Origin of the sequence: Paenibacillus sp. FSL A5-0031 (assembly GCF_001956295.1) — a bacterium.
GTDB lineage: Bacteria > Bacillota > Bacilli > Paenibacillales > Paenibacillaceae > Pristimantibacillus.
The window spans coordinates 313,147-339,867 of the sequence record NZ_MRTD01000008.1; the positions used below are offsets into that span (position 1 = coordinate 313,147).

Sequence of the window (26,721 nt, forward strand, 5' to 3'; positions counted from 1 at the left end):
TCAAATCAAGCCTTGCAGGCGAATAATCGCCTGTGCACGATCGACGACTTCCAGTTTGCTATAGAGATTGCTGATGTAGTTGCGAGCTGTACCTTCGGCTATGAACAATGCATCAGCAATTTCTCGATTGTTCAGTCCGCGTATAATAAGCTGTGCCAATTTTTTCTCGCGATCGGTCAGCTGGATGTGGCGCCGGCTCGGTTTTTGCCATTGCTCGTGATCTTCTGTAAACCGGTTCATCCTCTCAGCCAGTTTGGCTGCAACCGCGGCTGGAAGAATGAACTGCCCGGATATCGTATCCCGAATCGCGGCAATCATTTTATCGATATCCATATCCTTCAGCATATAGCCGCTTGCCCCATGCGCCATGCCCTCTACAATATAATCCGCATCTATGAATGTCGTTAAAAACAAAATAAAAATGTTGGGCGAGTTCTGCTTAATCCGTTTTAAAGCGGTGATTCCATCCATAATCGGCATTTGAATATCCAGCAGCATAAGGTGTGGCTGAAGCGTCTCTGCCATTTCACACGCCTCTTCCCCATTTTTAGCTACGCCAACGATCTCGAAATCATCTTCCAAGTCCAATATGGTTCGAAGCCCTTCCCGTGTCAGCATCTGATCATCGGCAATTACTATCGTTATCTTATTCATTCCCTCTCTCCATTCAAACGTATCTTGTAGGGCAAATCGATCTTTAACAGACAGCCTTGATTTGGCCATGATTCAATAGAGAGGCTTCCGCCGAGCTGTTCCACTCGCTCCTTCATCGCCTTTAACCCAAATCCGAGCGCAATCTCAGGGGCTCCAATTCCGCAATCTTCGAGCCTGAACTGCAAATAGGTGCCGACGGTTTGCAAGCTAAAGCGGAATTCCTTGCTCCCCCCATGCCGGATACCATTGGTTAAGCCTTCTTGGAGCGCATGATAGATCGCCTTCTTATGCGCTGTCGACAGCTTCGGCAAAGGCTGAATCGCTGCATGAACTTCCACTTCCATATTGCGCTCTGTATCTTGAATGAGCCGGTTCAGCATTTGTCCGAGGTCAGCGAACTTGTCCTCCTTCAACATATGGACAGAACCGCGGATCTCATTCAGGCTATGCCTTGCTAGATCCTGCGCTTCTTTCAACCGCTGCATGCCGCCCTCCATGTCCTTGTGCAGCAGACGCTTTCCAGCTTCAATCTGAAGGATCGTCGAGGTAAGCGAATGGCCGACAATATCATGAATATCATGGGCAATGCGGCTCCGTTCCTCATAAACAGAAGCTTCGGCAAGCGCAGCAGACGTCTCTTGCATGGACCTCTCAAGACTGCGAGTCCGCTCCACGACTTGTGCCTCTAAGTTATTTTTGAGATATTGTATCCCCGAATAAAGCTTAGCGTTTTCTATGGAAATGGCGCACTGGGAGCCGAGCAGCTTCAGAACATCAAGCCGCTGCGGTGTGAAGACGCTCGTCGATAACTTATTCTCCATATAAAGCAAGCAAATCAGCTTATTCTGATGCATGATAGGGAGACATAAAACCGACTTTAATCCATTATTTTTAACATACGGATTTCGGACGAACATCCCTTCATGGGCTGCATCATGCAGGACAACTTCCTCTTTCGTTCGTGCTGCATAGCCAATAATCGCCGCTGAGGCGATTTCCGATTCTTCCGCAAGGGGCACGGTTTCAATGTGAAGCTCCTCTGCTGTTCCATACGCCTCAACAACCCAATTGTCTTCGTGACCAAAAATAAGCACACCATATTCCGCGCCAGCGTTATGAAGCATGATACGCATCAGCGTATCGAGCAAACGATTCATTTCCATTTCGCCCGATAATGCTTGCGCGGACATGACTGCTGAGAGATAATCCACACTTTCAAGGCCCGACTCCCGTCTAATGTGGAGCAGATGCCCATATTTTTGTTCCAGATCAGCCGCTTTCGCAGCCGCCCCCCATTCAATATAAGCTTCATACGCTTCCGTCATATAGATTTTCGCGAGCTGCTGCCTGCCTTGACGAAGGGCAAATTTCGCAAGACATTCCGCTGCTATTGCAAGATCATGTATATATTCATAAGCACGCGCTGCCTCAATCGACTGCTCAAACAGTTCCTCCGCTTGACGGCTCTTTCGTGTAATTCGCGCCATTTCAGCTTTAATGAGCAAATATTTATGCTTATAGTTTTCTGGACAACGCGAAGTGAGCACTTTCATTCTTTTCATATGTTTCTTAATCGTTGTCAAAAATTCCTTTTGCTCCTGTACGGAAGCATCCTCATAAAGCTGTGCCAGCACTAACGATTCATAAAAATATTGTACGGTGCTCTCGTAGTTATCATTACGCGAAGAAATAATTGCGGCTGCTTTCTTCAAAGCCTCATTTGCTTCCTGATACTGACCAAATAAATAGCCAGGCAAATAATGAAGCGTGCAAACCAGCTCTTGAATCGTATTAAATTGGTCTCCGTGCACCGCCCCGGCGAAATCCTCGCTAAAAATATCCGTTTCCATAAATGGATCATTCGGCGCGCGATATCCCGTTAAACGGACAAGGAGAGTAGCAAGCAAAACGGCTTGCTTCCAATGAAGCGTATTATTATGGCGCAAAAAATCGCCTGAATGCGCAATTAACCGGTTATAAATATCACCAAGCGGATGACCATATTGCAGCAGAGTCGCACAATTGATCAATACACTTTGATTGCTGTGCCACAGATCTCCTGATTCCAATCCTACTTTCCCAGCATGCTCGGTAAAGGTCTTCAGCATCATCGGATCAAATTTGCGCCAGCTGTCGTAACAAAGGGTGAATGAAGTAAGCGTCTTAACATGCAGTATAGGGTACGGCTTTGATAATTCACAGGCGAGCATCCCCCATTCAAATGCCTCTTTATAATGCCGAAACTGAAAATTCAGGAACATGGCATAACCGACAAAACCGATTGAAGACTCCGGGGCCATGCCGTAATCCAGTGTCATTTCGACCATGGTAAACGTAGTAGCAAGCCAGCCTTTTTGATTTACAAAAAAACTGGCATTGCTCGTATAGACCATCGCGGTCATAGCCGCTTTCCGTACTTCATCTGTCATTGGCGGCAGTTGCTGCAGCGATGCTATCGAATGTTTCTTAATTTTCCTTCTGAGCTTTAACCACTGCACAGTCAATTCCAATGTGCTTGGCTCAAAACGAGGGTGAATATCCAATAGCTCCAGCGTTTGACGGCCTAAAGATAGGACCTCGTCGTAATTGTCATTCGTTGCCTCCAATTGAATCTTCATTGTGCAAACGAGCGCTTTATCTAAATTAGTTTCCGCTTTGCTGATCAACAAATTAAATAAATCATGTGCTTTCGCAAAATGACCGCATAAATATTCCGCCTCGGCGCGTTCTCTGAATATTGGGAAGGCAAGCGAGTAGCTGTTTTTCCAACATTCCTCTTCGATAAGGGCAGCAGCATGACGCAAATAGCCTAGTGAAGTCTCATATGCGGTCGACTGTTTCGCTTTCAAGGCCGCCTTTAAGTTCAGCTCGGCCAGGAACAGCTTCTGCTCTAGACGTTCTATTTGTTTCGATGCCTGATTGAAATGATTGACGGCTTCGAATATATTCGCATCTTCGGTGAATGCTATCCGGTCCGCAAGCAGCGATCCGATTCTCCAATGCAGTGCGGGAAGCTCATCCTCGGATACAAGATGATAGGCAGCCTGCTGAATGCGATCATGCTGAAATTGATAAATGTTTCCGTTCCCGAGCTTAACTGGCTGCAATAATTGTTCACGCTCGGCTTTCTCCAGCACTTCTTCAAGCTCCTGCAAGGGTAGATTCGTAATGGAAACAAGCATATCTACATCAAAGCTGGTGCCAAGAACAGCTGCCCGCCCAAGCACATAAACCATTTGATCCGGGAAAAGCTTCATCTTACCCGATATATAATCAGCCGTATTGGCCGGAACGTTTCTTTCAGCAATAAGCTGCAAATCCCACTGCCAGCGCCTGCTCGATTCATCAAACATAACTTGCTCATCATCAACCAAATCCTGAATAAATTGCTTTAGAAAAAAAGGATTGCCTTCCGTCTTATGGAGCAATACAGCAGCCAGCTCATCGGTTTCAGCGGCTTCGCAGCCCATGGTGTCGCTTAGAAGGCAGGTTAAATCAGCGGCTTCCAAAGCCTCCAGATGAATACGGCTGTTCTTTGTGTTGTGCTCTTTAAAATAATTCTCCAAACGGCTCAGCGGATGCTGCGGCGTGATTTCCCCGTCCCGATAAGCCAAAATGACGAGTAAATGATTGATGTCCCTATCCTCTAGAAGATAAGCAAGATATTGAAGCGATTCTTCATCCGCCCATTGAAGATCATCAAAGAACAAAACCAACGGGCAGTCCCGGTGAAGGAATAAATGAATAAAACGGCTCAAAATAAGGTGAAAACGGCGCTGTGCTTCCACTGGCGGCAATGAAAGTACAGCTGGCTGCTCTCCAATCAGCAGCTCGAGCTTTGGAACCAATTCAATCAACAGCTGTCCATACCCATTTAAAGCATCTATAATGCGCAGCTTCCAAACCTCTGCCTGCAGCTTGCTCTCCATGAGCATAAGGCTAACCAATTCATCAATAGCTTGAATCCATACGTCGTAGGGTTTTGCCGTTTGTTGCGGATTGAATTTGCCCGAAACAAAATAAACTTCAAGCGGCATCGATTTTCTAAGCGTTTCATTCACAAAGGACGTTTTTCCTATTCCTCCGTTGCCGCAAACCCAGATAACCTCCGCAGCGCTTAACGACGCTCGCTGCAGTGCATCTTGCAAGCATTGCTGCTCGGAGCTTCTGCCATAATACTGGCTTGAAGTCTTCCAAAGATCGGAAATATCACGGCTTGCCAGTGCAAAGGCTTCTACTTCTCCTGATAACTGGAATTGATTAAGACATTCTGCCAAGTCCGACTTCAATCCGAATGCACTGATATACCTCGCATCAGGCATCTTCTCCATACACTTGCTTACAATAGCAGATACCATCTCGGGTATAGAAGGATACCTCTTATGCAGAGGTTCAGGCGTGCTAGCAATATGCCGATATATAACATCCATTACATCTTGTGATTCAAAAGGAAGGCTTCCCGACATCCATTCGTATAAGGTGACGCCGAGCGAATAGAAATCTGAGCGATAATCAGGGATCATTCCCGTTCTGCCCGTCTGTTCTGGAGAGATATAAGACAAAATGAAGTCAGGCCTGCCTGTTGTTAATGGAAGCGGACTCTTGTTAAGTTCAGTTGAACACATTCGAATATCAATAAACTTCACTTCATAGGTATCGGGATTAGCGATGAGATGAAAGGGGGTTATTTCATTGAGTATTATTTTTTCACGATGTATTTGCATCAGGCTATCTGCTGCCGATACTGCGATGGCCAGCAGCGCTTCATGCATAAAAGGGTTATCGCGCGTGCGCAATACCCGATCTAGTGTACTGCCTCCGATATCCTGCAAAATCAGAACAGGTCTGTCTGCTAACATCTCCAGACTGTATGCTTCTAACGTTCCTCGTCCGCCGAGCTTAACGAGCAGCTCATACTCATGCTGAAATGCAGCAACCACGTTCGGTCCTGGATAGATGCCACATGTGGTTTTGGCGATAACAGGAATGTTATCTTGGCGAATCATTCTATATAGGTTTATATCATCATAACTGCCTATTTCATCGATCATTTGATAACCTGATATCTCAATCAAGAAGCCGCACTCCCCAGTTGCTAGATATGGAAAGAATTCGTTATTTAAATATAGGTAATTATTAAAGGAAGCTCAGAAGAAATTTAACTTCATTATAGCATTGGCTCTTCTACTATGAATACCGCGTTCGTGCTCGGAATAAAAAAACAGACCATCCGATGGAAAGTCTGCTCGTTACATTCACTTAAACATTCGTTTTCGATGATTGCCCCCAATTTTATACCAATATTTAGTATGTTCATCCTTAAACAGTCGAATGCCTACCAATCGGAAAGGCGTCCAAATCTCTCGAAACATGATATACTCAGCCATTGTTTTCACCTCAAAAATAATTCCTATTATCTATTTACCTTTAGCATTTCTATCATTTACATGATACTAATTACCTATAAACAGTATAATCCAAATTATCCCTTTTATATAGTGAGAGTTGTCATTTTTTTGTCATATGACAACAATCTGTCAGCATATACGTAAAAAATGGGCTGTCCCAACCGTAGATTAATCTACTTTTGAGACAGCCCGCTAGTATGATAGAGATATAAAAGATGATCCGATTGCTTAGCAAGCTATACGGATATGACAATTCCAAAATATTTACGTAATGCTTCCGCATATTCCTCTTGTGTAGAAGGTGTGACTACCAGAACGCCCTCTGCCGTAAATATACGAAACTCTTCGCCTGCGATCGTATTTCTTCCTTCAGCTGTCCGAATGGCCGCCATCGGCGTGCTCACAAATATCGAATCTTGTGCATGCTCGCACCAGTAGGAAGTCATAATGAAATCCTGCGGCAGCTGCGGTTCCTCGGTAAAGGTATAAAGGCGGCTCCATTCCCCCTTCTTCCTCTCCAGCAGCACCCAGCCAAAAAAGGCATCCCGCTCCAGCTGATACGCTTCTTCCTTTTGCTCATGGACGACATTTTCAGCCAATAGAATCGGGTTTCGTGGTGCAATACCGCCTACTCCCACATCGCATAGATACGGCTTTCCTTCAGCTACTACCTGTAAAATATGATGTCTGCGTTTTGGCGGTGTCTGTGTTTCATCACGCCAGAACCGGGCAAAATAATTCGTCACGTTAAAGCCGAGCTCGGCTAGCAACCAACCAAACAGTGCATTCAACTCAAAGCAATAGCCACCGCGATGCTTTGTAACGATTTTATTGAACAGGTCGGGAATTTCCAATGATAGCGGAACAAGGTTTATAATATCTAAGTTTTCGTAGGGTACGGTATGTACATGGCAGTTCTGGAGCTCTGTGAGTGTTGCCAAACTGTTGTCGATCGGGCCCTTATAACCTATTCGTTCAAGATACGCCAATACTTCAGGTTTCCATTGCTTGTGGTCAACTACCATTTTATCTACCCCTCGCTGTTCGTAGACTTGTTATTTATTTCATCATATCTTCCTGCATCGACTAATGGCAAGACAAGCGCTACAATTAAAGAAAATCAGTAAAATTATTGTATTCAAAATAAATCATATACGGGAGGCTATTTATTTTGGGGACAAAAGATAACTTTACAGGCAAAGCCGCGATTTACTCCGAATACCGTTCCAATTATCCAATGACTTATATTAACTACCTTATTCAGAGCAATAGCCTATCACCGGATCATACTGTAGCTGATATTGGTTCCGGCACTGGAATACTTACGAAGCAGCTGCTGGATCAAGATTTAAAGGTCATTGCCATTGAACCTAATGAGGATATGAGATCCACCGCAGAAAAAGAATTAAATCATTATGCTAAGTTTACCTCTATAAATGGCGCTGCTGAGCATACGCCGCTGCAAGGCCAAAGTATTGATTTAATTACGGTTGCCCAAGCCTTTCATTGGTTTGACAAGGAGCAGTTTAAGCTCGAGTGCCAAAGAATACTAAAACCAGATGCTAACGTTGCCTTAGTGTGGAATAGCAGAGATGCTTCAAGCAAGCTCGTTATTGAAAACGCAGCGATCTGCCAAAAGTATTGCCCTGCATTTAAAGGATTTAGCGGCGGTATCGATAAGACTCCTGACGTGTATGAGCAGTTTTTCCGCAACGGCCGCTATGAATTTAAAGTATTTGAATACCATTTGGAGTTTGATTTAGACCATTTTATTGGACGTAATTTATCCGGCTCCTATGCGCCAAAAGAGACTGACGAACAGTATGAACCGTTTATTCAATCCCTCTCCGAGCTGTATGCAAAATACAGCAAAAACGATGTGCTTATCATGCCGAATCTAACACGCAGCTATATGGGTAACGTCTAAATCAAGTAATAACGTACTGCTATATATCTGTAAGGGGCTGTCCCAAAAGTAGAAATCTACATTTGGAACAGCCCTTGTTTTGTTTATGGAGGCTTAGACAAAGCGAATGCCAGAGTGAATCGCTTTTAACAAGGCGGTCCTTTGCCCGGAATTTGTATGGACCTATCGCTTACGAACCCAGTAGCTCTTATTTAAGCCATACGTAACGGAATAAAAATGTAACGAACTCCAGCGTCGCTATTTCGAGAAAAACAGCTCCTAACCCCTCACACAGCAACCTATAACGTTAATAAGGTTCGTTAAAACTTAAAAGATGCAGTCTTTGACCTAATAAGCATAATACGATTCGTTAGAGAAGTGATTAGCTGAAATTATCTGCTTACTAAATTTGAGAAACCATAAAAAATTGAGTAAACTATAGGTAATAAAGGAGGCGTATGCTTATGGCCGATTTGGCAGCAAATATGGAAATTGGAATCAGTACTTTTTTGGAAACGACACCGGACCCGGTGACAGGAGTAATCATGAGCCATGCTGAACGTCTGCGCAATGCGGTTGAGGAGATTGTGCTCGCAGATCAAGCTGGACTAGATGTTTATGGTATTGGGGAGCATCACCGTGCTGATTACGCGGGCACTGCGCCTGCGGTTGTACTGGCAGCAGCAGCTCCGATGACCAAAAACATTAGACTTACTAGCGCCGTTACCGTTCTGTCCTCAGACGACCCGGTTCGTGTATTTCAACAGTTTTCCACACTAGATGGCCTCTCGAACGGCAGAGCCGAAATTATGGCAGGACGGGGATCATTTATTGAATCCTTCCCGCTATTTGGGTACAGCTTAGAAGATTATGATGAATTGTTTGAAGAGAAGCTAGAGCTGCTTCTTGCTATCAGAGATTCCGAAAAGGTCAATTGGCGCGGTGGACATCGTCCTGCTATTCATAATCTACCTGTATACCCGCGGCCAGTTCAGAGCCCGCTTCCCGTTTGGATCGCAAGCGGCGGCAACGCACAATCTGCAATTCGCGCAGGCTTGCTCGGCCTTCCTATCGCCTTCGCTATTATTGGCGGGATGCCTGAAAATTTTGCACCGCTGGTCGATCTTTACAAGGAGGCAGCTGCAAAAGCTGGACATGATCCCAGCAAGCTGCAAATCGCCACACATTCCCACGGTTTTGTTGGCGAAACAACGGAGCAAGCAGCCGATTTATTTTTCCCGCCAACTCAGGCACAGATGAATGTCATTGGACGTGAACGCGGCTGGGGGCAGCATTACAGCCGTGCAGCTTATGACTCTGCCCGCAGCCTTCGAGGCGCTTTATATGTGGGTGATTCTGAATATGTTGCGGAGAAAATTCTTTTGCTGCGCAAAAATCTAGGGGTCACTCGATTCTTCCTGCATGTGAATGTAGGTACGATGCCGCACCGCGAGGTACTTCGAGCCATTGAACTGCTCGGCACCAAGGTCGCCCCCATTGTACGCAAGGAGCTTGCAAGAAGCGAAGGAAAGCAATAAGGAAGATAGCCATTATCTAAAAATAGAAGTGTGCGGGCCTGAGATGCCAGTGCACTTTTTTTAGGTTAGGTAAATCTTCTAATAAAAGGAAAAACGAAAAAGACAAAGAAATAGTACACAATCCGATACTTAAGGAGCTTGTGTATGAATCATCTTTCTCGCAAACAAATACAGCAAATTCAGCATATGTTTCCCACATTCGCCCATCTTCCAGCAGAGAGCTGGGAAGCTGCACAGCTATTATCCATTAATCCGGCTACCTCGCATTCCATTCGCGAAGGCCATATTTTGCAGCATGCTATGTTTATTGTCAGCGGTCAAATTCGAGTGTTTAAGCTGAGTCAAACAGGCAGAGAAATTACTTTATACCGGGTGCATAGCGGTCAGTGCTGCGTCCTTATGATGGCAAGCATATTGGGTGAGACTGAATATGAAGCATCGGTAGCCATAGAGGAGGAAACGGACGTGTTGCTGCTGCCCGTTTCCGTATTTCGAGAATGGATGAACACAATCAAACCCATTAGGCAATATATTTATAAACAATTTATTGATCGAATGACGAATGTGACAAAGCTGCTGGAAAATGTCGCTTTCCAGCCTCTCCCTTATCGCATTGCGGACTATTTAATTTCGGAATCTGTGAAGGGCGATTGCTTGCGGCTTACTCATGAACAACTAGCTATAGAAATTGGGACATCACGCGAGGTCATTACCCGCATTTTAAAAAGCTTCGCGGAGCAAGGAACGATTGCATTAAGCAGAGGAAAGATCACCATATTGGATCGCGGCATCTTAAACCGTATAATAGAACAGCATTTGTGACAATGTCACTGAGATTTGAATCGCTCTCCCCTACAATTAATAAGAGATCAATTTTGTTTAACGGGAGGGTATATGATGACTCATTATTATGATCGTTCGAATTTAAGCCGGATTCCAGAGCTGATTAAGCTCGTTCCGCAGGCTGCAGGTTCCTTTTTAGCTTTTGAAAAAGACGTTTATCATGCTTCTGATGCCATACCTGCAAAAATGAAAGAGCTCATTGCTGTAGCCGTTGCTCACGTGACAGGATGCCCCTATTGCATTGATGTGCATGTGAAGAAATGCAAGGAGCTAGGAGGCACGCGGGAGGAAATAGTAGAGGCCGTTTTGGTTGCAGCATCCACAAGAGCAGGCGCCATTCTCAGCCATGCGACCCATGCCTTAATCTCATTTGAAGAAGCCGATGACAAACGATCACGCAAGGAAGCAGACCAATCATCCTCAACACCGGACTGTTTCTGTTAAGTTTATTTCTTCAAAATAAAAAGCAGCAGCCCCCGCTTGTTATCGTGGGGGCTGCGTCATATTCTATTAATCCAGAAACGGGCCAACCGTTATGCTTTCGACACTAATCTCGCCATTGCCGCCTGTGAGTCTAATGATATTATCATCACCTGGCTCTAGCCGAACGGTAATGCTAGCAAGACCGCTATAGTCCAGCAGACTTCCTGTCGACAGTGCATTAAGCAAGGAATAATCATGACCATTCACGGTCAGGTTCAGTTTGGCGAGTCGCTCTGCTGTTGCATAACGAATATGAATGGCCGCTCTTCCGCCTTTTTCTCCGTCGATAGGTTGAAACTCACAATAAGAGCCCGCGGTATCCAAGCGATTAACAACACTTTCTCCTTGCTCGTTTGTTTCAACAACCGCTCCTCCGTCCACACGGCTGGCAGAGTAGGTTTTCTGATTTGTGTTAGGAGCCGGAGCATCACCTACAGGCTTGACGCCTTCTTTGGTTTGAACGACGGTCTGGATCGTTCCATCTTCATTAAAATACAAATAATCTATACACATGCTTCTTAAATTGCCTTGGCCCGAAATTTCCTGATTGTGATAAAACAAATACCACTGCCCCTTAAACTCCGCAACTGAACCGTGAGTAGTTGAGCAGCCAGTCGGCTCCAGAAAAATACCTCTATAGGTCCATGGTCCAAGCGGGTGCTTGCTGGTAGCATATCTCATGCGGTTGTTTCCATCTAAATTATCGGCGTAGGTCAGATAGTAGAGGTCAGCCCTTTTGAAAACCCAAGCTGCCTCATGAAAATCCTCCAGTCCTTCCATCTCGCGCATCTCGCCGTTAATGGACATCATATCGTCGTTCAGCTCGCCGCCCTCGCATCTGCTGCCCCCGCCGTAATACATATAAGCACGTCCATCATCATCAACGAGCACGCACGGATCAATGAGTGCAAATCCGCCCAGTCCCGAGATATAACCTTGATCCTTAAAACCGCTTCCTGGTTTTTGACTGGTTGCCACACCGATTTTCCATGTATTATTCCAATCTGATCCGCTGGGATGCGGGTAATAGAAATAATAGGTTCCGTTTCTGTAGGCACAATCGGGCGCCCACATGAAGCCGCCTTCCGGCCTGCCCCATGCTACATCGTCCGAACGAAGAATTTCACCCTCATCCAACCAGTTCACCATATCGGAAGAGGAGTACACATGGTATCGATCCATTAAATCACAGCCTCTTGCCGGATCCATATCATGTGAAGCATAAATATAAACCTTGCCGTCCTCCCAAACATGAGCAGAAGGGTCAGCCGTATATATTGTAGTTATTATCGGATTTTGAGATGTTAATTTCACACGTTCACGTTCTACTGGAATACCTTCATTTTTTATCATGTTCATATACTCCTCGCTCTCCAGCCTATATTTTATAAACTTAACCAAATGATTAGCTTACTCCAGCATAACTCGACTTACCTATACGTCACCATGAGACGATATTAAACAATCTAGTCGATTTGAATAGCATCTTCGTATCCCACGTTTATTACATTTGTTTTAAAAGGCCAAAAAAAAAAAGAGCACCATCAACGGTGCCCTCCAAAAAAATCAATAACTATATTCCGACACGGATCTTAAACGGTCGTAGACTTCACGCGGCAGCGTATTCCCTTCAGCTTCAAAAGCAAGCCACACCGCTCCGACAACCGGCTCAATCTCGAGCTTAACTAATGATGCATCTGGAGCACAGCTTTTGACAGCCTGTTCGATATACGGGTGAATAAAACTTGCCTCTCCCCTAGTAAGTACGCTGCCAGCAAGGACAACATCGAACTTGTCCGCCTCCATCCTCAGACGTTGAATGACAGCCCGCGCCGACTTGCCCAGTTCCTCCCCCTGCACTCGCAAAATCGTTAATGCAACCTTATCTCCCTGTTCTGCTGCTTGAAACAGCAGCTTTACCGTTCTAAGCGGAGGTGTTTTATCGTGATTCAAATAATCATTGAACATGCTCTCCACACTGTCGTAGCCTTGGTCCTGCAGCAGGAGGTTCGTCAATATAGTCGGCCGCTCGCGCCCATCCCAAGCCCGGATAACCGAGCGGAAAGCTTCAATGCCTAAGTCGCTGCCGCCGCCGAAATCTCCGAAAGCATAAGAGAAGCCTCCACACTGATAAAACTCATTCCGAGAGTTAACGCCCGCGCTGTTCGTTCCGGCACCACAAATCAGTACAACGCCATACGGCTGATCCGTTCCCGCTCGAAGAGCTATCGCTGTATCGCAATTCACTTCATGCTTCGCAAATCCCAGTTCTGCGATCATAGGTCTCAATATTTCATAATCCGCTTCCCTGTCAGCACCAGCTAAACCAAAATAAGCGAACTGAATGTCACTGTGTACTACATTTGCTTCGCGTAATGCCATCTCAACCGATTCGCGTATATTGCGTTTGGCCGCCTCATAATCAACCTGATGATTGCCGTTCCCGCTATTCCCTTTTCCTACAATTCTGCCCGACTCATCTGTAATTAGCGTGTACGTTTTGCTGCCGCCGCCATCTACACCCAAGTAATATTTCAACGGATACACTCCCTTGATTTCATGTTTGTTATTGCCTCAAAGAAGTTGTCTCCCGAATAACTAGCTCTGGGCTCAATTGAACAGTGACATTTCTTTTGGCTGCACCGCTTATGCTCTTCAGCAGCAGTTCAACCCCCATCCTTCCAATTTGCGCGGCCGGCTGGCGCATCGTCGTCAGCTTCGGGTGAAACTCCGTGGCAAGAATCTGATCATCAAACCCAATGATCGAAATTTGCTGAGGTATCCGAATTCCTTCAATTATAAAAGCATTCATAGCGCCGAGCGCCATATTATCATCGGACGCAAATACCGCAGTCGGCAGTCTGCCAGCGTCCATCCAGCTCCGAGCAATTCGATAGCCCGTAGATATTTCAAAATCTCCGCGCTCCACACAGAAGGGTGTTATGCCCGCTTCTTCCAATGCGGCATAGTATCCTCGTTCACGCTCTCGACTGCTCAGAAACAGCTCTGGACCACTAATATGCGCGATATCCCTGTGCCCCAAATCGATTAAATGTTTGGTTGCTTCATATCCACCATAAAAATTGTCTACGATGACAGAGGTAGCTGGCGAATTCATCTGTTGATTATCGAGCATGACAAATGGAATTCGGTTTCTCTTAAGCTCTAGTACGTACTCATCCTCACGTATGGGTGACAATAAGATGACGCCATCGACACGTCCTTCCTGAAATAATGATCGATGGATGTGATCGTCTTCTTCTGTTGAAATTGATAAAGCAAGAAAATAGCCATTTTCCGCAAGCCGATCATTAACCTCCTTCACGACCGCATCGAGAAATGAGTCATGCAAAGTTGTTAACGCTAGTCCGATTATGCCTGTTTTTCCTCGTGCAAGACTCCTTGCAGACGCATTAGGGTGATAATCAAGCTCCTTCATAGCCTGAAGAACCCGCTCCCGGTTGCTCTTTCTGACACTTGGCAAATTGTTTAATACCCTTGATACCGTCACAATGGATAATCCTGATTTTTTGGCAACGTCCACAATGCTTACCTTCATAAGAACGCCTTCCTCAGACTAGTAGTAATCATGCTTTGTATAAAATGGAGGGGAGCAGCCTCAATCGCCCCTCCCCTTAACCCATTACTTATTCACTCTTGCCAAAAGATCCTTCAGCTTCTGTTCAATGACTGGCAGCACATCCTCAACCTTCTGCTTTCCGTTCTCTACCCCTGAAAGTTCATTGATGAACAGCTCATTGATTTGAGAGTAATTGGAAATCAAATGATTGTACGATTCGAAGCCGTATTTATAAGCGCCTTCGAATACTTGCTTAATGCCTGCTGGATCAATGCCTTCAAAGTTGCTGTAATACTTTTCTGCAGCTGCTTGGTTGACCGGAGGATTGCCTCCGCTAAGCTCGATCGATTTCTCCTGAATTTCAGTTGTAACCAAGAACTTAATCCACTCCGCAGCTTCCTTCGGATGCTTCGAATCCTTAAGTACAAACAATGGATCAACGTAAAGCACGCTTCGCACATCGCCTTTTGGACTTACTGGAACCGCAGCAACACCTACTTTAAAGTTGAAATCTGCAGCGGCAGCAAGGCTCCAAGAACCAACGACAGACATCGCGATTTTACCCGATAGGAACGGATCGCCGAATTGCCCGGATACGGATTGGGAGAATGCTGGTGTTGGCGACACTTTCAAATCATGAATGAGACCATAAAGTGTTTTGTACGCATCGATAACATCAGGCTTAGTCAGATTAATTTCGGAAGGTTTGCCGCCATTTGTCCATGTATCGTCGGAGTAAACATTCGCACCGAAGTATTGAGGACGTTGGTCACGTTCACCAAATCCAAAGTCGACGCCATATTGAGCTTCCTCCAAATTTTCAGAGTCAACGGTCAGCTTCTTCGCATATTCGACCATTTTGTCGAAAGTCCAGCTTTTATCCTCGTAATCGGTTGGAGGGTAAGGAAGTCCCGCTTTATCAAAAAGATCCTTGTTGTAAAGCATGACAGTCACGTAGCTATTTAACGGAATACCATAGGTTTTACCATCAACCTTGTAGATGTTCATTACGTCTTCCGGAATATTGTAATCCGCTGCTTTGAAGTCTTCAAAATAAGGGGTCATATCCATCAGCATATCTTTATTGTAATATTCCATAAAACCGCCATAGCCCCAGTGAGAGGTTACGTCCGGGGCATTTTTCGCGGCAATAGACGATTGCAGCTTGGAATCAAACTGTTCATAAGGTGCTTTAGTCACTTTAACTTTGATGTTCGGATGTTTTGCTTCAAACTCAGGGATCAGCTTCTCTACAAACGTTCTGTCCGGCGAGTCAATCGTATAATGCGTGATCGTTACCTGCTTTTCTTTGCCGGAACCCTCGTTTCCGCCGTTTGAGCAAGCGGTTGCAAACATCGATAATGCGAGAATAGCGGTAATGGATAACCATTTCTTGTTCTTCATTCTAATTTCCCCCTTGATTTTATTAGATTCCATACAAGCAAGCTAAAACGCTTAACAAACTATTTAATGCCTGTAAGTACGATTCCCTCAACGAATCTCTTCTGTGCTACCGCAAACAACACGATAATTGGCAGTACGGAAAGAATCGAAGCGGCCATCAGTAAATTCCAAGGCGCTAAACGAAACTTCGATGACAGCATAGCAGCCATCCCTACTGGAAGCGTGAAGTTCTCCTGCGAATCTAAGTAAAGTACAGGGGTGAGCAGGTCATTCCAACTCCAAATGAATGAAAATATAGCAACCGTAGCGAGTGCTGGTCCTGCTAAAGGCAGCGTAATATTCCAGTACAGTCTGAACTCGCTGCAGCCGTCAATCCGGCCGGCGTTATAAAGCTCGTCAGGCAGCGTAGAGAAAAACTGTCGCAATAAAAAAATCATATAAGCTGACCCAAAGAAAGCGGGCAGAATCAGCGGCAATAACGAATCATGCAGTCCAAGATTCATAAATAATAGGAACTGCGGAATCATGATCGCTGGATAAGGAAGCATTAATGTGCTGAGCACTAGCATGAACATAAGCCCGCTGCCTTTTCCCTTATATCTAGCAAATCCAAAGGCAACGAATGATGAAGAAAGCACCGTTCCAATAACTGTGAATATGCCAACAATCAAGCTGTTCTTATATTGCTGTCCGAATTTAATTTCGGTATTGGTAAACAATTCACGGAAATTTTCCCACGCAAACACTTTTGGAATGATTGTGGGGGGAAACATAAGCATTTCTTTCGTCGTCTTCAAGGATGTCGAGAGCATAAACCAAACCGGTGAGAGCATCGTAATTGTTACCGCTAATAAAATAAGAAATCCGACAATTTGCGAAAGCTTTAGCTTTCTTTTGACAATAATCCGCTTTGAGCTCGCGTCATGGGTCACTTCACTCATTTACTGCCCCCTCCTTCGTAGTAAACGTAACGTTTCGACGTCCTCATGATAAAGTAGGTGACAACGAGTACTGCAACGAGTAGGATCCAGGCCATGGTAGACGCGTATCCGTAACGGAAATTTTTGAACGCATTGATGTAAATGTTGTACACGTAAAACCATGTAGAGTAGTTCGGTCCACCACGCGTGATGGTATAGGCCTGTGTAAACACTTGGAAGGATTCAATGACACCGATGATAAGCTGGAATAGAAAAACGGGCGAAATCATTGGAAAGGTTACATTCCAAAATGTTTTCCACCGACCAGCGCCGTCGAGCCTTGCTGCCTCCAGCAGATGAGCCGGCACACCTTGAAGACCCGCTAAGAAAATAAGCATGCCTGCGCCGAGTCCCCAGAACGACATAATGATGAGCGCCCACAAAGCGTAATTCTCATCCAGGAACCAGTGAATGGGGTCAATTCCGAAAAAAGATAATCCATAGTTGAACAATCCCGCCTGTGGATTAAATACCCAAAACCATAACAAGGCCATGGATACGCCTGAAATCATACTTGGAAAATACATCGCTGTTCGAAAAAAACCGTTAAAAGGAATCTTCTGATTAATCAAGATTGCAAACATAAGTGATAAAAACAACGTGATAGGAACACTAATAAGCGTGTACTTGAGCGTAACCATTATCGAATTATAAAACTGTTCATCCTGAAAGAGCTCTTTGAAATTGTTTAATCCCACGAAAACAGGCGGGTTAATAATATCGTAGTCTGTGAAGCTGTAGTACAATGATGCGCCTACTGGATATAAAGCAAATATGAGAAAACCAATAATCCATGGCGAAATAAATAAATAAAAGTGTTTGTTTTCCCGTCTCTGAAATTTGCTGTTCTTCAGTAAAACCGCCCCCTTCCATTTGGTTTCCTATTCCTCTTGGCCTTAAAAGAAGCAAATTTAAAAAACTCTTAATCGCTCTCTTGTATGTCCCCTTTTTTCCACCATTACTTTGCTTCTGCATTTCCTCGAAATTGCTTTTCAAATCACCTCTTTTTCTCTCTGTTATTGCTTTTCATTCACGAAAGTTAAACCGCTTTAATATTCAACATGAGTTTATACCGACATTCAAAATATGTCAATTAATATTTTTTTTGTTTATTATGGATTATAGATTCCCTTTACCTAGTACAAAAACGTACGGTTTCTGTTTTTGTCTTTACTTGTCTCTTAAAAGTATCAAACGTATATTTTGTCGTATATTTTGTTTAAACGTTTAAACTTTATTATGTGAAAGCGCTATTCAATTATCGGGTTTTAATTTAGTAAAGGCAGAAGTTATTTGAAAACTCGTGTTTAAATGAGATAATAAATATGAATGCGACTGTTTATCATAATACACGGCAACTCCATATCGAGGGCTTAATAGCATAGAAGAAATGAGATGAAGTGGGATGAATAAGGAAATAAAAATCTTGGCTATTTCGGGGAGTCTTCGTCAAAACTCCTCAAATACATCGCTAATGAAGGCTGTCATCGGATTAGCCCCCGAAAACATGAAATTTACTATCTATGGCGGGTTAGGCGACCTTCCGCATTTCAACCCTGACATGGATATAGATGAAGGACCGGTGCCTGTCAGAGAGCTGAGAGCACTTCTTGAGGAAACGGATGGCGTGCTTATATGTACACCCGAATATGGGAACGGTGTTCCTGGCGTTTTGAAAAACGCGCTGGACTGGCTTGTATCCACAACGGCGTTTATGAATAAACCTACAGCGGTAATTAGTGCCTCACCTACTCCAATGGGCGGGGACAAAGCTCATGCTTCACTTCTGCTTACTCTTAAAATGATTAATGCTGATATTGTCGAGGGCGGGACATTAATTATTCCACATATTACTTTGAAGCTAAATAAAGAAGGCATGATTACCGATTCCCCATTAAAGCAGGAGTTAATAACCGCGCTTCAATCACTTGAGCAGGCTTGCTATTAGACTTAATAGCGACGCAGCCAAAATAAATAGAAAGAGCCAACGCAATTACTATACAAATAGTAATTGCGTTGGCTCTTTTGCTCATTATTCTTAAACTTAACGCCCTCTAGGCGCTCCCGTCGATTTCCTCACCATTAACTCCGGATCAAACTCCATGATCGTATTTCTTTTTGGAGAATCCTTGATTAGCTTCAGCAAAATATCTACACCCTGCCGCCCTATTTTCTCAAATGGCAAACGGATGGTTGTCAGCGCAGGATGAAATTCTTCCGCATAGATCTGGTCATCGAAACCTACAACGGATACATCTTGAGGAATGCGAACCCCTTCATTTTTGAAAGCATCCATTACACCAAGTGCCATAAAGTCATCTGCTGCGAATACCGCTGTAGGCAGCTTGCCTGCATCGATCCAGCGCTTGGCAATGGCGTAGCCTGAAGGAATATCAAACGATCCTTGCTCCACTTCAAAAGGCTGCAAGCCTGCTTCTTCGAGCGCGAACATAAACCCTCTCTCACGCTCACGGCTGCTCAGAAACGGATCTGGTCCGCTAATATGAGCAATTTCGGTATGTCCAAGGTCAATGAGATGTTTGGTTGCATCATATCCGCCTTTGAAATTATTAACAATAACAGAAGGAACCGTCGGATTGCGCTGCTGATTATCAAGGATGACAAAAGGAATTTTCCGCTTCTTCAGCTCCATCACATATATATCTGCATTAATTGGCGAGAGCAAAATAACTCCATCTACACGGTCCTCTTGAAACATCGAACGATCAAATGAATCCTCGTCCCCCTGCGAGATGGAGAGTGCCAGGAAATAACCCTGCTCTGCCAAGCTATCATTAATTTCTTTGACTACAGCGTCAAGAACAGTATCATGCAATGTCGTCAAAGTTAGACCGATAATACCGGTTTTGCCGCTTGCAAGACTGCGGGCTGAGGCGTTCGGATGATAGTCCAGGTCCTTCATGGCCTGCAACACTTTTTCTTTATTTTTCTGGCGCACGGATGTCGACTTATTAAGAACTCGGGATACCGTTACAACCGACAATCCTGACTTCTTGGCAACATCGAATATACTAACCTTCATTGATGAACCGCTCCTGTTAAACGCAATTTACATAAACATACCACATTTACCACTAGATTTCACATAAGTTGAGACTTTATTAGAGTAAATTTATGTTTTATTCCATTGACAGGTCTATATTCTGGTTTTGACCGTAAAAGGCACCTCACATCCCTGCTCAATTGTGGATCGGCATATAAAAGCTTTGCATTAATTGAATAGAAAAAAAGAACCGTCACGCGGAAGGACGGTCCTTTTGTAAAATCTATTTCGCTCCTACTATGAATGGTTTAATTGGTGAAGCAAGCCGTTTAACATTTCGTCTGTGAACGCCCCTTGGCTGAAGGACACCAAGCTGCGAAGAGGCATAAATTTCATCATCGCGGCCATCATGTCTGCATTTTCGTTCTCCTCAGACATCAAGATTCCCATTCCTGCTTGAACCTGCTGCATAATGCCTTGCACGATTGGACCCTTCTCCGTATCGCTTATTAAGTCACCGAGAAGGCTATTGCGATGATACACAACTTTCAGAGGGACAGTGGATTGAACGCGCAGCGTCTCGCCTAGGACAATATCCTCCGATGAACGCCCAATAAGAACAGCAAAGTCTCCGCTCTCGACATGCCAGTCTTTTAGAGCAACATTGTAATAAGCGAAAGATCGTTTATCCAACGTAAACGTTATCTTCTTCTGCTCTCCAGGCTGCAGCTCTACCTTGGCAAATCCTTTAAGCTCTTTCTCCGGCCGAATCACGGTGCTCTCGACATCTTGAACGTACAGCTGAACGATTTCTTTGCCAGAGCGTGTTCCTGTGTTCTTAACCGTGACGTGAACGTTTACCGTTTCCGTATCCTTTATTTCCTTGCTGTCTATCAACAGATTTGTGTACTCGAATGTTGTATAGCTCAAACCATGCCCAAACGGGAACATCGGCTTAACGCTCTTCGAATCATAGTAACGATATCCGACAAAAATGCCTTCCCGATATTCCGCTCGATCCGCCTCGCCTGGATAAAACAGAAATGATGGATTGTCGCTTAGCTTAGCAGGAAATGTCTCTGCCAGCTTGCCGGATGGATTCGCTTCTCCGAACAGGACATCAGCAATCGCACCGCCAACCGCTTGCCCTCCTAAGTAAGCCTCCAAAATGGCTCCCACCTCGTCAGCCCAAGGCATCTCGATAGCCGAACCATTCATAAGGACAACAACGACGTTGCTTTGCACACTCGCTACAGCCTTAATCAACTGATTCTGATTACCCGGCATATTTAGATGTTTTCTATCGTACCCCTCAGATTCATAACGGTCGGGAAGACCCGCAAATACAACGGCCACATCGGCTTCGCTAGCGGCCTTCTTCGCTTCTTCCACGAGCGCATCATCAATATTATCGTTATCCAGCGAGTAACCCTCAGCATAAACAATGAATGACGAGTCTCCAGCCAGCTGCTTCATTTCATGCAGTGGATTATCGAGCGCAGTCGGCACGATATGCGAGCTGCCGCCGCCTTGAAATCTAGGTTTTTGAGCAAATGCGCCAATGACCGCCACTTTTTTTCCTTTGCTAAGCGGCAGCAGCTGTTGTTCATTTTTCAAAAGCACCATACATTCACTAGCAACCGTGCGAGCTAGCTGATGATGCTCTCCCACATTGTAGGAAGCGTTCTCTTTTTTCTGATCAACGCTCATAAAGATAATCCGAAGCAGTCTTGCAACAGCTTGATCGAGCAATTCTACGGATAGCTTGCCGCTTCGAACGGCCTCTATTATTTTTTTGTCGCCACTGCCGTTGCTGGAAGGCATTTCTAGCTCAAGTCCCGCTGCAAGCGCATCTACTCGCTCATCTACCGCACCCCAGTCGGAGACAACAAAACCTTCATGGCCCCATTCTTCCTTCAAAATATCCGTTAACAAAAATTCGTTTTCCGAAGCATACGTTCCGTTTACTTTGTTGTAGGCGCTCATGACCGTCCATGGCTTCCCTTTTTTCACCGCACCCTCAAAGCTTGCCAAATAAATTTCACGCATCGTCCGCTCGTCGACAACCGCATCGACTGACATCCGGCGGTGTTCTTGATTGTTGAGTGCAAAATGCTTGAGTGAAGTGCCAACACCCTGGCTTTGTACCCCTTGAATATGGCTTGCCGCCATTTCCGAGGATAGGAAAGGATCTTCAGAAAAGTATTCAAAGTTCCGTCCGCATAGCGGCGTCCGCTTGATGTTCGCGCCTGGCCCAAGTAAAACAGCCACATCCTCCGCTTGACATTCCTCGCCAAGAGCCACGCCTACCTTTCCAACTAATTCACGGTCCCAAGAGCCGGCAAGCCCCGCCGCTGATGGAAAACAGGTAGCAGGAACGCTATCAAAAATACCTACATGATCAGAAGAACCTTTTTGCTTACGCAGCCCATGAGGTCCATCCGTTACCATTACAGAAGGAATATGAAGTCGTTCAACACCCTTTAGATGCCAGAAATCGAGCCCCGAGCACATACCTGCTTTTTCTTCTAAAGTCATTTGGTCAATAAGCGCTTGAATATCCATTTTCATTTAAAATCCTCCTCTATTATGTTTCTCATTACACCTATGTTTAAACGCCTTAAGCTCTGAATACAGCATTAGGACTAATTCCTGATCGCTGCTGCAAGAAGGAAGCCGGATACAAATCAACTTTAAACAGCTTGCATATGAAGAGCATGCTAAAGATTGTAATAAACGCGCCAAACAACACATCCGTTGCAAAATGATCGCCCATAATAATTCGGCTGAATGAGGTACAGCCTCCCCATACAATCGCTATTGAGAGCATAATATTACGCCATTTGTTCGCAAACGGCATAAACAGCATCCATACCATCATCGTCCATCCATTCGCAGAGTGCCCTGAAGGAAATGATTTATAAACTTCAGATTTGACACCATTTTCTTGAACTCCCTGCGGCATAAACCAGCTTGTAAATTGCGAGTAGTCCCCGTCCATATTTCGGAACCTCATTCTGCCCCAAAATATTTTCAGCACATTTACGAGCATGATTTCAACAAAAATAATGACTATGCCTGCCCAAGCCGCACGATTGTACATCTTCAAGGTATGAGCTGGCACCAAATTCAATAACCGCTGAATAATTGCCGCAACTACGATTATGGCAAGCAAACAAATTAGCATCACACCGCCGCCGCTCAGCTCAAAGCCTCGTGACAACGCAATCGAAGTGGAAGCAAAACCGCCTAAGATGACAAACAAACCGCTCACAAAACGAATGAAGATTTTTTTGTCTGTTTTCTCATGCCTAGCCGTACTAAAGAGAATGCTGCCCGCGATAAATAGGACAATAAATGCCGGATGCTCGCCGAAGTTTTCAAAAAACTGTCCAAACAAGGAGTGTTCCTCGTTATATATCGCTTTGGACAAGCTCAAATCAGCAAAACTAAAAACGATCATGACTGCGACCCACAAGAGCGCAAATCCCCAAATAAAGAGACGCATTCCTTTTGATGTCATATCCATACCCCTTTTCGAAAAATGTACATTACAGCAAGCGCTTACATTTATTCAAAAAAGATAGAAGCTGCGACTACACCATTACTTCCAGCATGGTCATGCCTCTTTTTCAAATTCCCCCTCATCTTCATTGTTCCATCCCAATACGTTGATTATAAAATGCCAATTCCACAAAATATGGTATAAATTTCAGAAAAATAGTATTTTAATGAGGTGTCGTGAAAACAGAAAAAAAGGAGCTCCTTTAAAAGGGCTCCTTGAGTGGCAGAATAACGATTATACTTTTCGTACCGTTTGAAGCTGTACTAATCTCCGAAATTTAATATAAGAAACGACTCGCCATGGGATGACGTAGAAGAACGCTAAAATCATAAACAAAGCAGCCAGCGTTTGAGGTTCAATTGTGGACATGTAATGGTGAAGCTCGAAACGAATAGCAATGACAACAAGAAAAGCGACGATGAATCCCCAGTTCTTCTTGGCGTATATAAGATGATCATCACGAATTTCATAGTTTGTGGTCCATATTAGAGGAATCGAGAGGATAATACCGATAGCCGCAGCAATCAAAAATTCGTAAAACGGCGCATGGACGTTGGAATTAAATATCAACAGCAGGCCCGGCAGCATAAATAGAATCGGGTACAACAGCCTTTTGCCGTCTCCTCTTATGGGGCGGTAAAAGCTCCTTGTTCGTCTCCACAGCACGAGGGCAGCAATGGCAATGACAAACACATAAAATGAACGATCCATTTCAACACCGCTTTCTAAAAATTAAATATCAGATTTCCATAATTTATATTATACCTATTCGAATGAAATACCTGCAATACGATTCCTTTGGATATAAAGGGATCGCTATGTGAAGTATATGCTGCATGCCTATTTTCCGCCAATTATATATATTTAATATATAAAATTATTGTATGCATTTCTTATGATTCGACTATGTAAAAGGGACTATTGTCTATCTCTTTTGCGCTATAATCCTTTAGGTCTCGAGTTGTCTTCTGTTGGAACCTTTGTCGAAACGATTGTATTAAACATAAATATATTTAATATATAGTTTAGGTACTGCCGTATGCACATTAGCGAAGCCGCCTAAGAAGGAGGGAATGGAAAAGGCGCTATGACGATGGTATTACCCAATCAGATGAGACGAGGTGTAAGATCGTGATTCGAAAACTTACTGTCACATGTCTGGCTATCGTATGTACGCTGTCTTTAACGCTTGGCGCTTCAGCACCAGCTGCAGCAACTGCGGAATCCAAATCCGGCAAAAGCTCCATTAGCTGGCCAAATAAGCAAGCGCTTCCATCCTTTGCAACCCCAAAAAAACTAGATGTAGCTGATATTTATGATGCGCCAGGGGACATCAAGCTTCTGCTTGCAACGCTGCAGGGTATCGTTAACCGTGAGGAGCCTCGAATCTATCTGCTGGAAAACCAAGAAGAAGGCAAACTGACCTGGCTAAAAGATTTGAAGGTTCCCTACAATGTACATGCAGATTACTGGGATATCGTCAAAAAATATAAAAAAGAAGTAAAAGGCATCATTGTTTACGATCCGAAGGTTGCTGATACCGTCAATGTAGCGACTACTCTTGCTGGGTTAAAGGATGCCGTTGTCGCTAGCCCTGCTCTCGCCGCGCAGTTGAAAGCAGCACCTTTCAACCTAAAAGTGCTCGATGATTTACAAGGCAAATTCAAAGACCGTTTGGATGCTTACACATGGCAATATGAGAATCTATGGGCCAAATCGACACATCGGATGTTAGTCGGATTAAGCCCTGACACATCCGTTAGAATACCTCCCGGACTCCCTGAATCGTTCAAGACCATTGCAGAAGACATCACGCAGGAGCGCGATGGCAAAAATAAAAATACGTATGAGCTGGATTTGACGAGCAATTTGGGCAAAGAGTCCGTATTTCTTCGCTTCGAGGACGCTTTCCCTCAGGATGGCTGGGGATCCGCCGTTCATGAAGTAACCGTGAAGGCAGACGGGCAAACAATCGCGCAGTTCATTCCAGGTACGCCTGAGGAAGAAGCGTTTCTGTACGACCGCCAAAGCTCTCAAGTATCAACAGGCCAAGGCGGACACCGATTTGCAGACAATGGCCGATACTTCGTCTATAAGTTTACGCCGCCTGCAGGTACAAAGCAGTTAACTGCCTCCGTTCTTATGTGGAATCAATTTAAGGTATCGGCAGGCAATATCCAGCCGCCAACCTCAGACCAGAAGGAGCCTTACGGCTACCTCCGTGATTATGCAGTTGCGAACAAAGCGATGGTATTCTGGCTTGATTCCAACGTGCCGGAACAGAAAGCGCTTTTCGAAAAAATCTTATCAGGCGTCAAGCCAGGCACCCCTTACTTAGGCTGGTTCAATAATGACGTTGAAGGCGAATTCAGCTCCGTAGAAATTACATCCAATTATAGTGTCTACGTGCTTGCGGCCGACTGGTTCAGCAACTTAACGGTTTTCTCGGGTACAAAGGCAAAGGCAGTCAAAGCCAAAACACCTAAGGCGCCTAAGCTTGCAAATAAAATTTACGTCACATACACCTTCAGCGAAGGCGACAACTTCCAATACAATCAGCATAGAATGCGTATCCTATGGGATGATCCTGCTCGCGGAAAAGTACCGATCAACTGGACATCAAGCCCGCTTCTTTATGACGGCGCACCCGCTATTCTGAACTATTTCCAAAAGACAGCGACGGAAAATGACCTCATCATTGCTGGCCCTTCTGGATCAGGCTACTTCTATCCGGAAGCATGGCCGGAAGCCACATTCTCTGATTTCCTTAAGCAGTCTTATACGTATATGAAGCAAACAGGAATGACCGTTCCGTATGTGCTGAATCGTGTGAACAGCGAGAATGTTCCGCTCAGCGCATCAAAGGCAGCTGCCTACGAGAAGTTTTACAAGGCAAAAGGACTATTCCTAAGCTGGGAAGATCATTATGGCGTCGAAATTATAAACGGTACACTGCCCGTATCCACGATTCAAGGCATAAGTACCGTACAAGACGGGAAAAACATTTTGGCAGCAGCCAAAGCAAAATGGGATGGCAAATCACCATTGTTCGTATCACTCGGGCTGCTCGCATGGAGCATGACACCTTCTGATGTTGTGGCGATAACAGAATCGCTCGGACCGGAATATCAAGCTGTACGGGCTGACCACTACTTCTCACTTATCCGCGATTACAATAAACTGCCAGCCAAATCGCAGCTAGCGGAGGACGAAAACGAGGATTAGATTTAAAATGTACGTGGCTTTTGTTAAAAGTGGAACCAAAAAGGGGCTGTCCCATAAGCATCAAGCTCGCTGAGGAATAGCTCGCTTTGAACGGGAGTATTGGTAGCAGTACAGGAGAGCTATTCCTGTAC

The 26,721-nt window shown here is 44.7% G+C and carries 19 protein-coding genes; 6 read left to right on the plus strand and 13 right to left on the minus strand.

Annotation, left to right across the window (positions count from 1 at the left end; all coding sequences use genetic code 11):
• The 3 genes from BK120_RS16660 to BK120_RS16670 all read right to left on the minus strand — a co-directional run bounded on the left by BK120_RS16660 (position 1) and on the right by BK120_RS16670 (position 7,087).
• Positions 1 to 654: a response regulator transcription factor gene (locus BK120_RS16660; RefSeq protein ID WP_076268600.1), complete on the minus strand. Its 654-nt coding sequence runs from the start codon at positions 652 to 654 to the stop codon at positions 1 to 3.
• Positions 651 to 5,729, minus strand: coding sequence for an AAA family ATPase (locus BK120_RS16665; protein ID WP_076268601.1), 5,079 nt, complete (start codon positions 5,727 to 5,729; stop codon positions 651 to 653). The genes BK120_RS16660 and BK120_RS16665 overlap by 4 nt, the downstream gene beginning before the upstream one ends.
• 569 nt (positions 5,730 to 6,298) lie before the next feature.
• Positions 6,299 to 7,087, minus strand: coding sequence for an arylamine N-acetyltransferase family protein (locus tag BK120_RS16670; RefSeq protein WP_076268602.1), 789 nt, complete (start codon positions 7,085 to 7,087; stop codon positions 6,299 to 6,301).
• Between the two features lie 146 nt (positions 7,088 to 7,233).
• On the opposite strand from BK120_RS16670, the gene BK120_RS16675 reads away from it, so the two are divergent.
• The 4 genes from BK120_RS16675 (at position 7,234) to BK120_RS16690 (ending at position 10,793) form a co-directional block, all read left to right on the plus strand.
• Entirely contained in the window at positions 7,234 to 7,989 is a 756-nt protein-coding gene (locus BK120_RS16675; protein WP_076268603.1) for a class I SAM-dependent methyltransferase, read from the plus strand.
• Between the two features lie 464 nt (positions 7,990 to 8,453).
• Entirely contained in the window at positions 8,454 to 9,506 is a 1,053-nt protein-coding gene (locus BK120_RS16680) for an LLM class flavin-dependent oxidoreductase (RefSeq protein ID WP_076268651.1), read from the plus strand.
• A gap of 144 nt (positions 9,507 to 9,650) precedes the next feature.
• Positions 9,651 to 10,328, plus strand: a complete 678-nt coding sequence (locus BK120_RS16685; protein ID WP_076268604.1) for a Crp/Fnr family transcriptional regulator — start codon at positions 9,651 to 9,653, stop codon at positions 10,326 to 10,328.
• A 72-nt stretch (positions 10,329 to 10,400) separates the two neighbouring features.
• The gene (locus tag BK120_RS16690) at positions 10,401 to 10,793 is read left to right on the plus strand and encodes a carboxymuconolactone decarboxylase family protein (RefSeq protein WP_256710921.1); all 393 of its coding nucleotides are present in this window, start codon (positions 10,401 to 10,403) and stop codon (positions 10,791 to 10,793) included.
• A 66-nt stretch (positions 10,794 to 10,859) separates the two neighbouring features.
• On the opposite strand, the gene BK120_RS16695 is transcribed toward BK120_RS16690, so the two are convergent.
• The 6 genes from BK120_RS16695 to BK120_RS16720 all read right to left on the minus strand — a co-directional run bounded on the left by BK120_RS16695 (position 10,860) and on the right by BK120_RS16720 (position 17,650).
• Positions 10,860 to 12,185: a family 43 glycosylhydrolase gene (locus BK120_RS16695; protein WP_076268606.1), complete on the minus strand. Its 1,326-nt coding sequence runs from the start codon at positions 12,183 to 12,185 to the stop codon at positions 10,860 to 10,862.
• A gap of 213 nt (positions 12,186 to 12,398) precedes the next feature.
• The gene (locus tag BK120_RS16700) at positions 12,399 to 13,370 is read right to left on the minus strand and encodes an N-acetylglucosamine kinase (RefSeq protein ID WP_076268607.1); all 972 of its coding nucleotides are present in this window, start codon (positions 13,368 to 13,370) and stop codon (positions 12,399 to 12,401) included.
• 28 nt (positions 13,371 to 13,398) lie between these two features.
• Positions 13,399 to 14,391, minus strand: coding sequence for a LacI family DNA-binding transcriptional regulator (locus BK120_RS16705; protein WP_076268608.1), 993 nt, complete (start codon positions 14,389 to 14,391; stop codon positions 13,399 to 13,401).
• 84 nt (positions 14,392 to 14,475) lie between these two features.
• Positions 14,476 to 15,816 carry an ABC transporter substrate-binding protein gene (locus BK120_RS16710; protein ID WP_179089816.1) on the minus strand — a complete coding sequence of 447 codons (1,341 nt, stop codon included), beginning with the start codon at positions 15,814 to 15,816 and terminating at the stop codon, positions 14,476 to 14,478.
• A gap of 59 nt (positions 15,817 to 15,875) precedes the next feature.
• Positions 15,876 to 16,757 carry a carbohydrate ABC transporter permease gene (locus BK120_RS16715; RefSeq protein WP_076268609.1) on the minus strand — a complete coding sequence of 294 codons (882 nt, stop codon included), beginning with the start codon at positions 16,755 to 16,757 and terminating at the stop codon, positions 15,876 to 15,878.
• The gene (locus BK120_RS16720) at positions 16,754 to 17,650 is read right to left on the minus strand and encodes a carbohydrate ABC transporter permease (protein WP_076268610.1); all 897 of its coding nucleotides are present in this window, start codon (positions 17,648 to 17,650) and stop codon (positions 16,754 to 16,756) included. Before BK120_RS16720 ends, BK120_RS16715 begins: the two co-directional genes overlap by 4 nt.
• A gap of 551 nt (positions 17,651 to 18,201) precedes the next feature.
• On the opposite strand from BK120_RS16720, the gene BK120_RS16725 reads away from it, so the two are divergent.
• Positions 18,202 to 18,744 carry an NADPH-dependent FMN reductase gene (locus BK120_RS16725; RefSeq protein ID WP_076268611.1) on the plus strand — a complete coding sequence of 181 codons (543 nt, stop codon included), beginning with the start codon at positions 18,202 to 18,204 and terminating at the stop codon, positions 18,742 to 18,744.
• Positions 18,745 to 18,840: 96 nt separating this feature from the next.
• Here BK120_RS16725 and BK120_RS16730 read toward each other — a convergent pair whose 3' ends face one another.
• From BK120_RS16730 to BK120_RS16745, 4 genes are all read right to left on the minus strand, one after another.
• The gene (locus BK120_RS16730; protein WP_076268612.1) at positions 18,841 to 19,839 is read right to left on the minus strand and encodes a LacI family DNA-binding transcriptional regulator; all 999 of its coding nucleotides are present in this window, start codon (positions 19,837 to 19,839) and stop codon (positions 18,841 to 18,843) included.
• Between the two features lie 258 nt (positions 19,840 to 20,097).
• On the minus strand, positions 20,098 to 22,371 hold the full coding sequence (locus tag BK120_RS16735; protein ID WP_076268613.1) for a glycoside hydrolase family 3 C-terminal domain-containing protein: 2,274 nt from the start codon (positions 22,369 to 22,371) through the stop codon (positions 20,098 to 20,100).
• 49 nt (positions 22,372 to 22,420) lie between these two features.
• Positions 22,421 to 23,323 (minus strand): phosphatase PAP2 family protein, encoded by a 903-nt coding sequence (locus BK120_RS16740; RefSeq protein ID WP_076268614.1) that lies wholly within the window; start codon positions 23,321 to 23,323, stop codon positions 22,421 to 22,423.
• A 276-nt stretch (positions 23,324 to 23,599) separates the two neighbouring features.
• Positions 23,600 to 24,076 carry a CcdC family protein gene (locus BK120_RS16745; protein ID WP_076268615.1) on the minus strand — a complete coding sequence of 159 codons (477 nt, stop codon included), beginning with the start codon at positions 24,074 to 24,076 and terminating at the stop codon, positions 23,600 to 23,602.
• 420 nt (positions 24,077 to 24,496) lie between these two features.
• On the opposite strand from BK120_RS16745, the gene BK120_RS16750 reads away from it, so the two are divergent.
• Entirely contained in the window at positions 24,497 to 26,590 is a 2,094-nt protein-coding gene (locus tag BK120_RS16750; RefSeq protein WP_076268616.1) for a GxGYxYP domain-containing protein, read from the plus strand.
• The last annotated feature ends 131 nt before the right edge of the window (positions 26,591 to 26,721 follow it).

Bases quoted from the DNA above. Each gene is read 5' to 3' on its own strand.
- BK120_RS16660 (WP_076268600.1), bottom strand. From the start codon at position 654: ATGAATAAGATAACGATAGTAATTGCCGATGATCAGATGCTGACACGG.
- BK120_RS16670 (WP_076268602.1), bottom strand. From the start codon at position 7,087: ATGGTAGTTGACCACAAGCAATGGAAACCTGAAGTATTGGCGTATCTT.
- BK120_RS16680 (WP_076268651.1), top strand. From the start codon at position 8,454: ATGGAAATTGGAATCAGTACTTTTTTGGAAACGACACCGGACCCGGTG.
- BK120_RS16685 (WP_076268604.1), top strand. From the start codon at position 9,651: ATGAATCATCTTTCTCGCAAACAAATACAGCAAATTCAGCATATGTTT.
- BK120_RS16690 (WP_256710921.1), top strand. From the start codon at position 10,401: ATGATGACTCATTATTATGATCGTTCGAATTTAAGCCGGATTCCAGAG.
- BK120_RS16695 (WP_076268606.1), bottom strand. From the start codon at position 12,185: ATGATAAAAAATGAAGGTATTCCAGTAGAACGTGAACGTGTGAAATTA.
- BK120_RS16705 (WP_076268608.1), bottom strand. From the start codon at position 14,391: ATGAAGGTAAGCATTGTGGACGTTGCCAAAAAATCAGGATTATCCATT.
- BK120_RS16710 (WP_179089816.1), bottom strand. From the start codon at position 15,816: ATGAAGAACAAGAAATGGTTATCCATTACCGCTATTCTCGCATTATCG.
- BK120_RS16715 (WP_076268609.1), bottom strand. From the start codon at position 16,757: ATGAGTGAAGTGACCCATGACGCGAGCTCAAAGCGGATTATTGTCAAA.
- BK120_RS16725 (WP_076268611.1), top strand. From the start codon at position 18,202: ATGAATAAGGAAATAAAAATCTTGGCTATTTCGGGGAGTCTTCGTCAA.
- BK120_RS16730 (WP_076268612.1), bottom strand. From the start codon at position 19,839: ATGAAGGTTAGTATATTCGATGTTGCCAAGAAGTCAGGATTGTCGGTT.
- BK120_RS16735 (WP_076268613.1), bottom strand. From the start codon at position 22,371: ATGAAAATGGATATTCAAGCGCTTATTGACCAAATGACTTTAGAAGAA.
- BK120_RS16740 (WP_076268614.1), bottom strand. From the start codon at position 23,323: ATGACATCAAAAGGAATGCGTCTCTTTATTTGGGGATTTGCGCTCTTG.
- BK120_RS16745 (WP_076268615.1), bottom strand. From the start codon at position 24,076: ATGGATCGTTCATTTTATGTGTTTGTCATTGCCATTGCTGCCCTCGTG.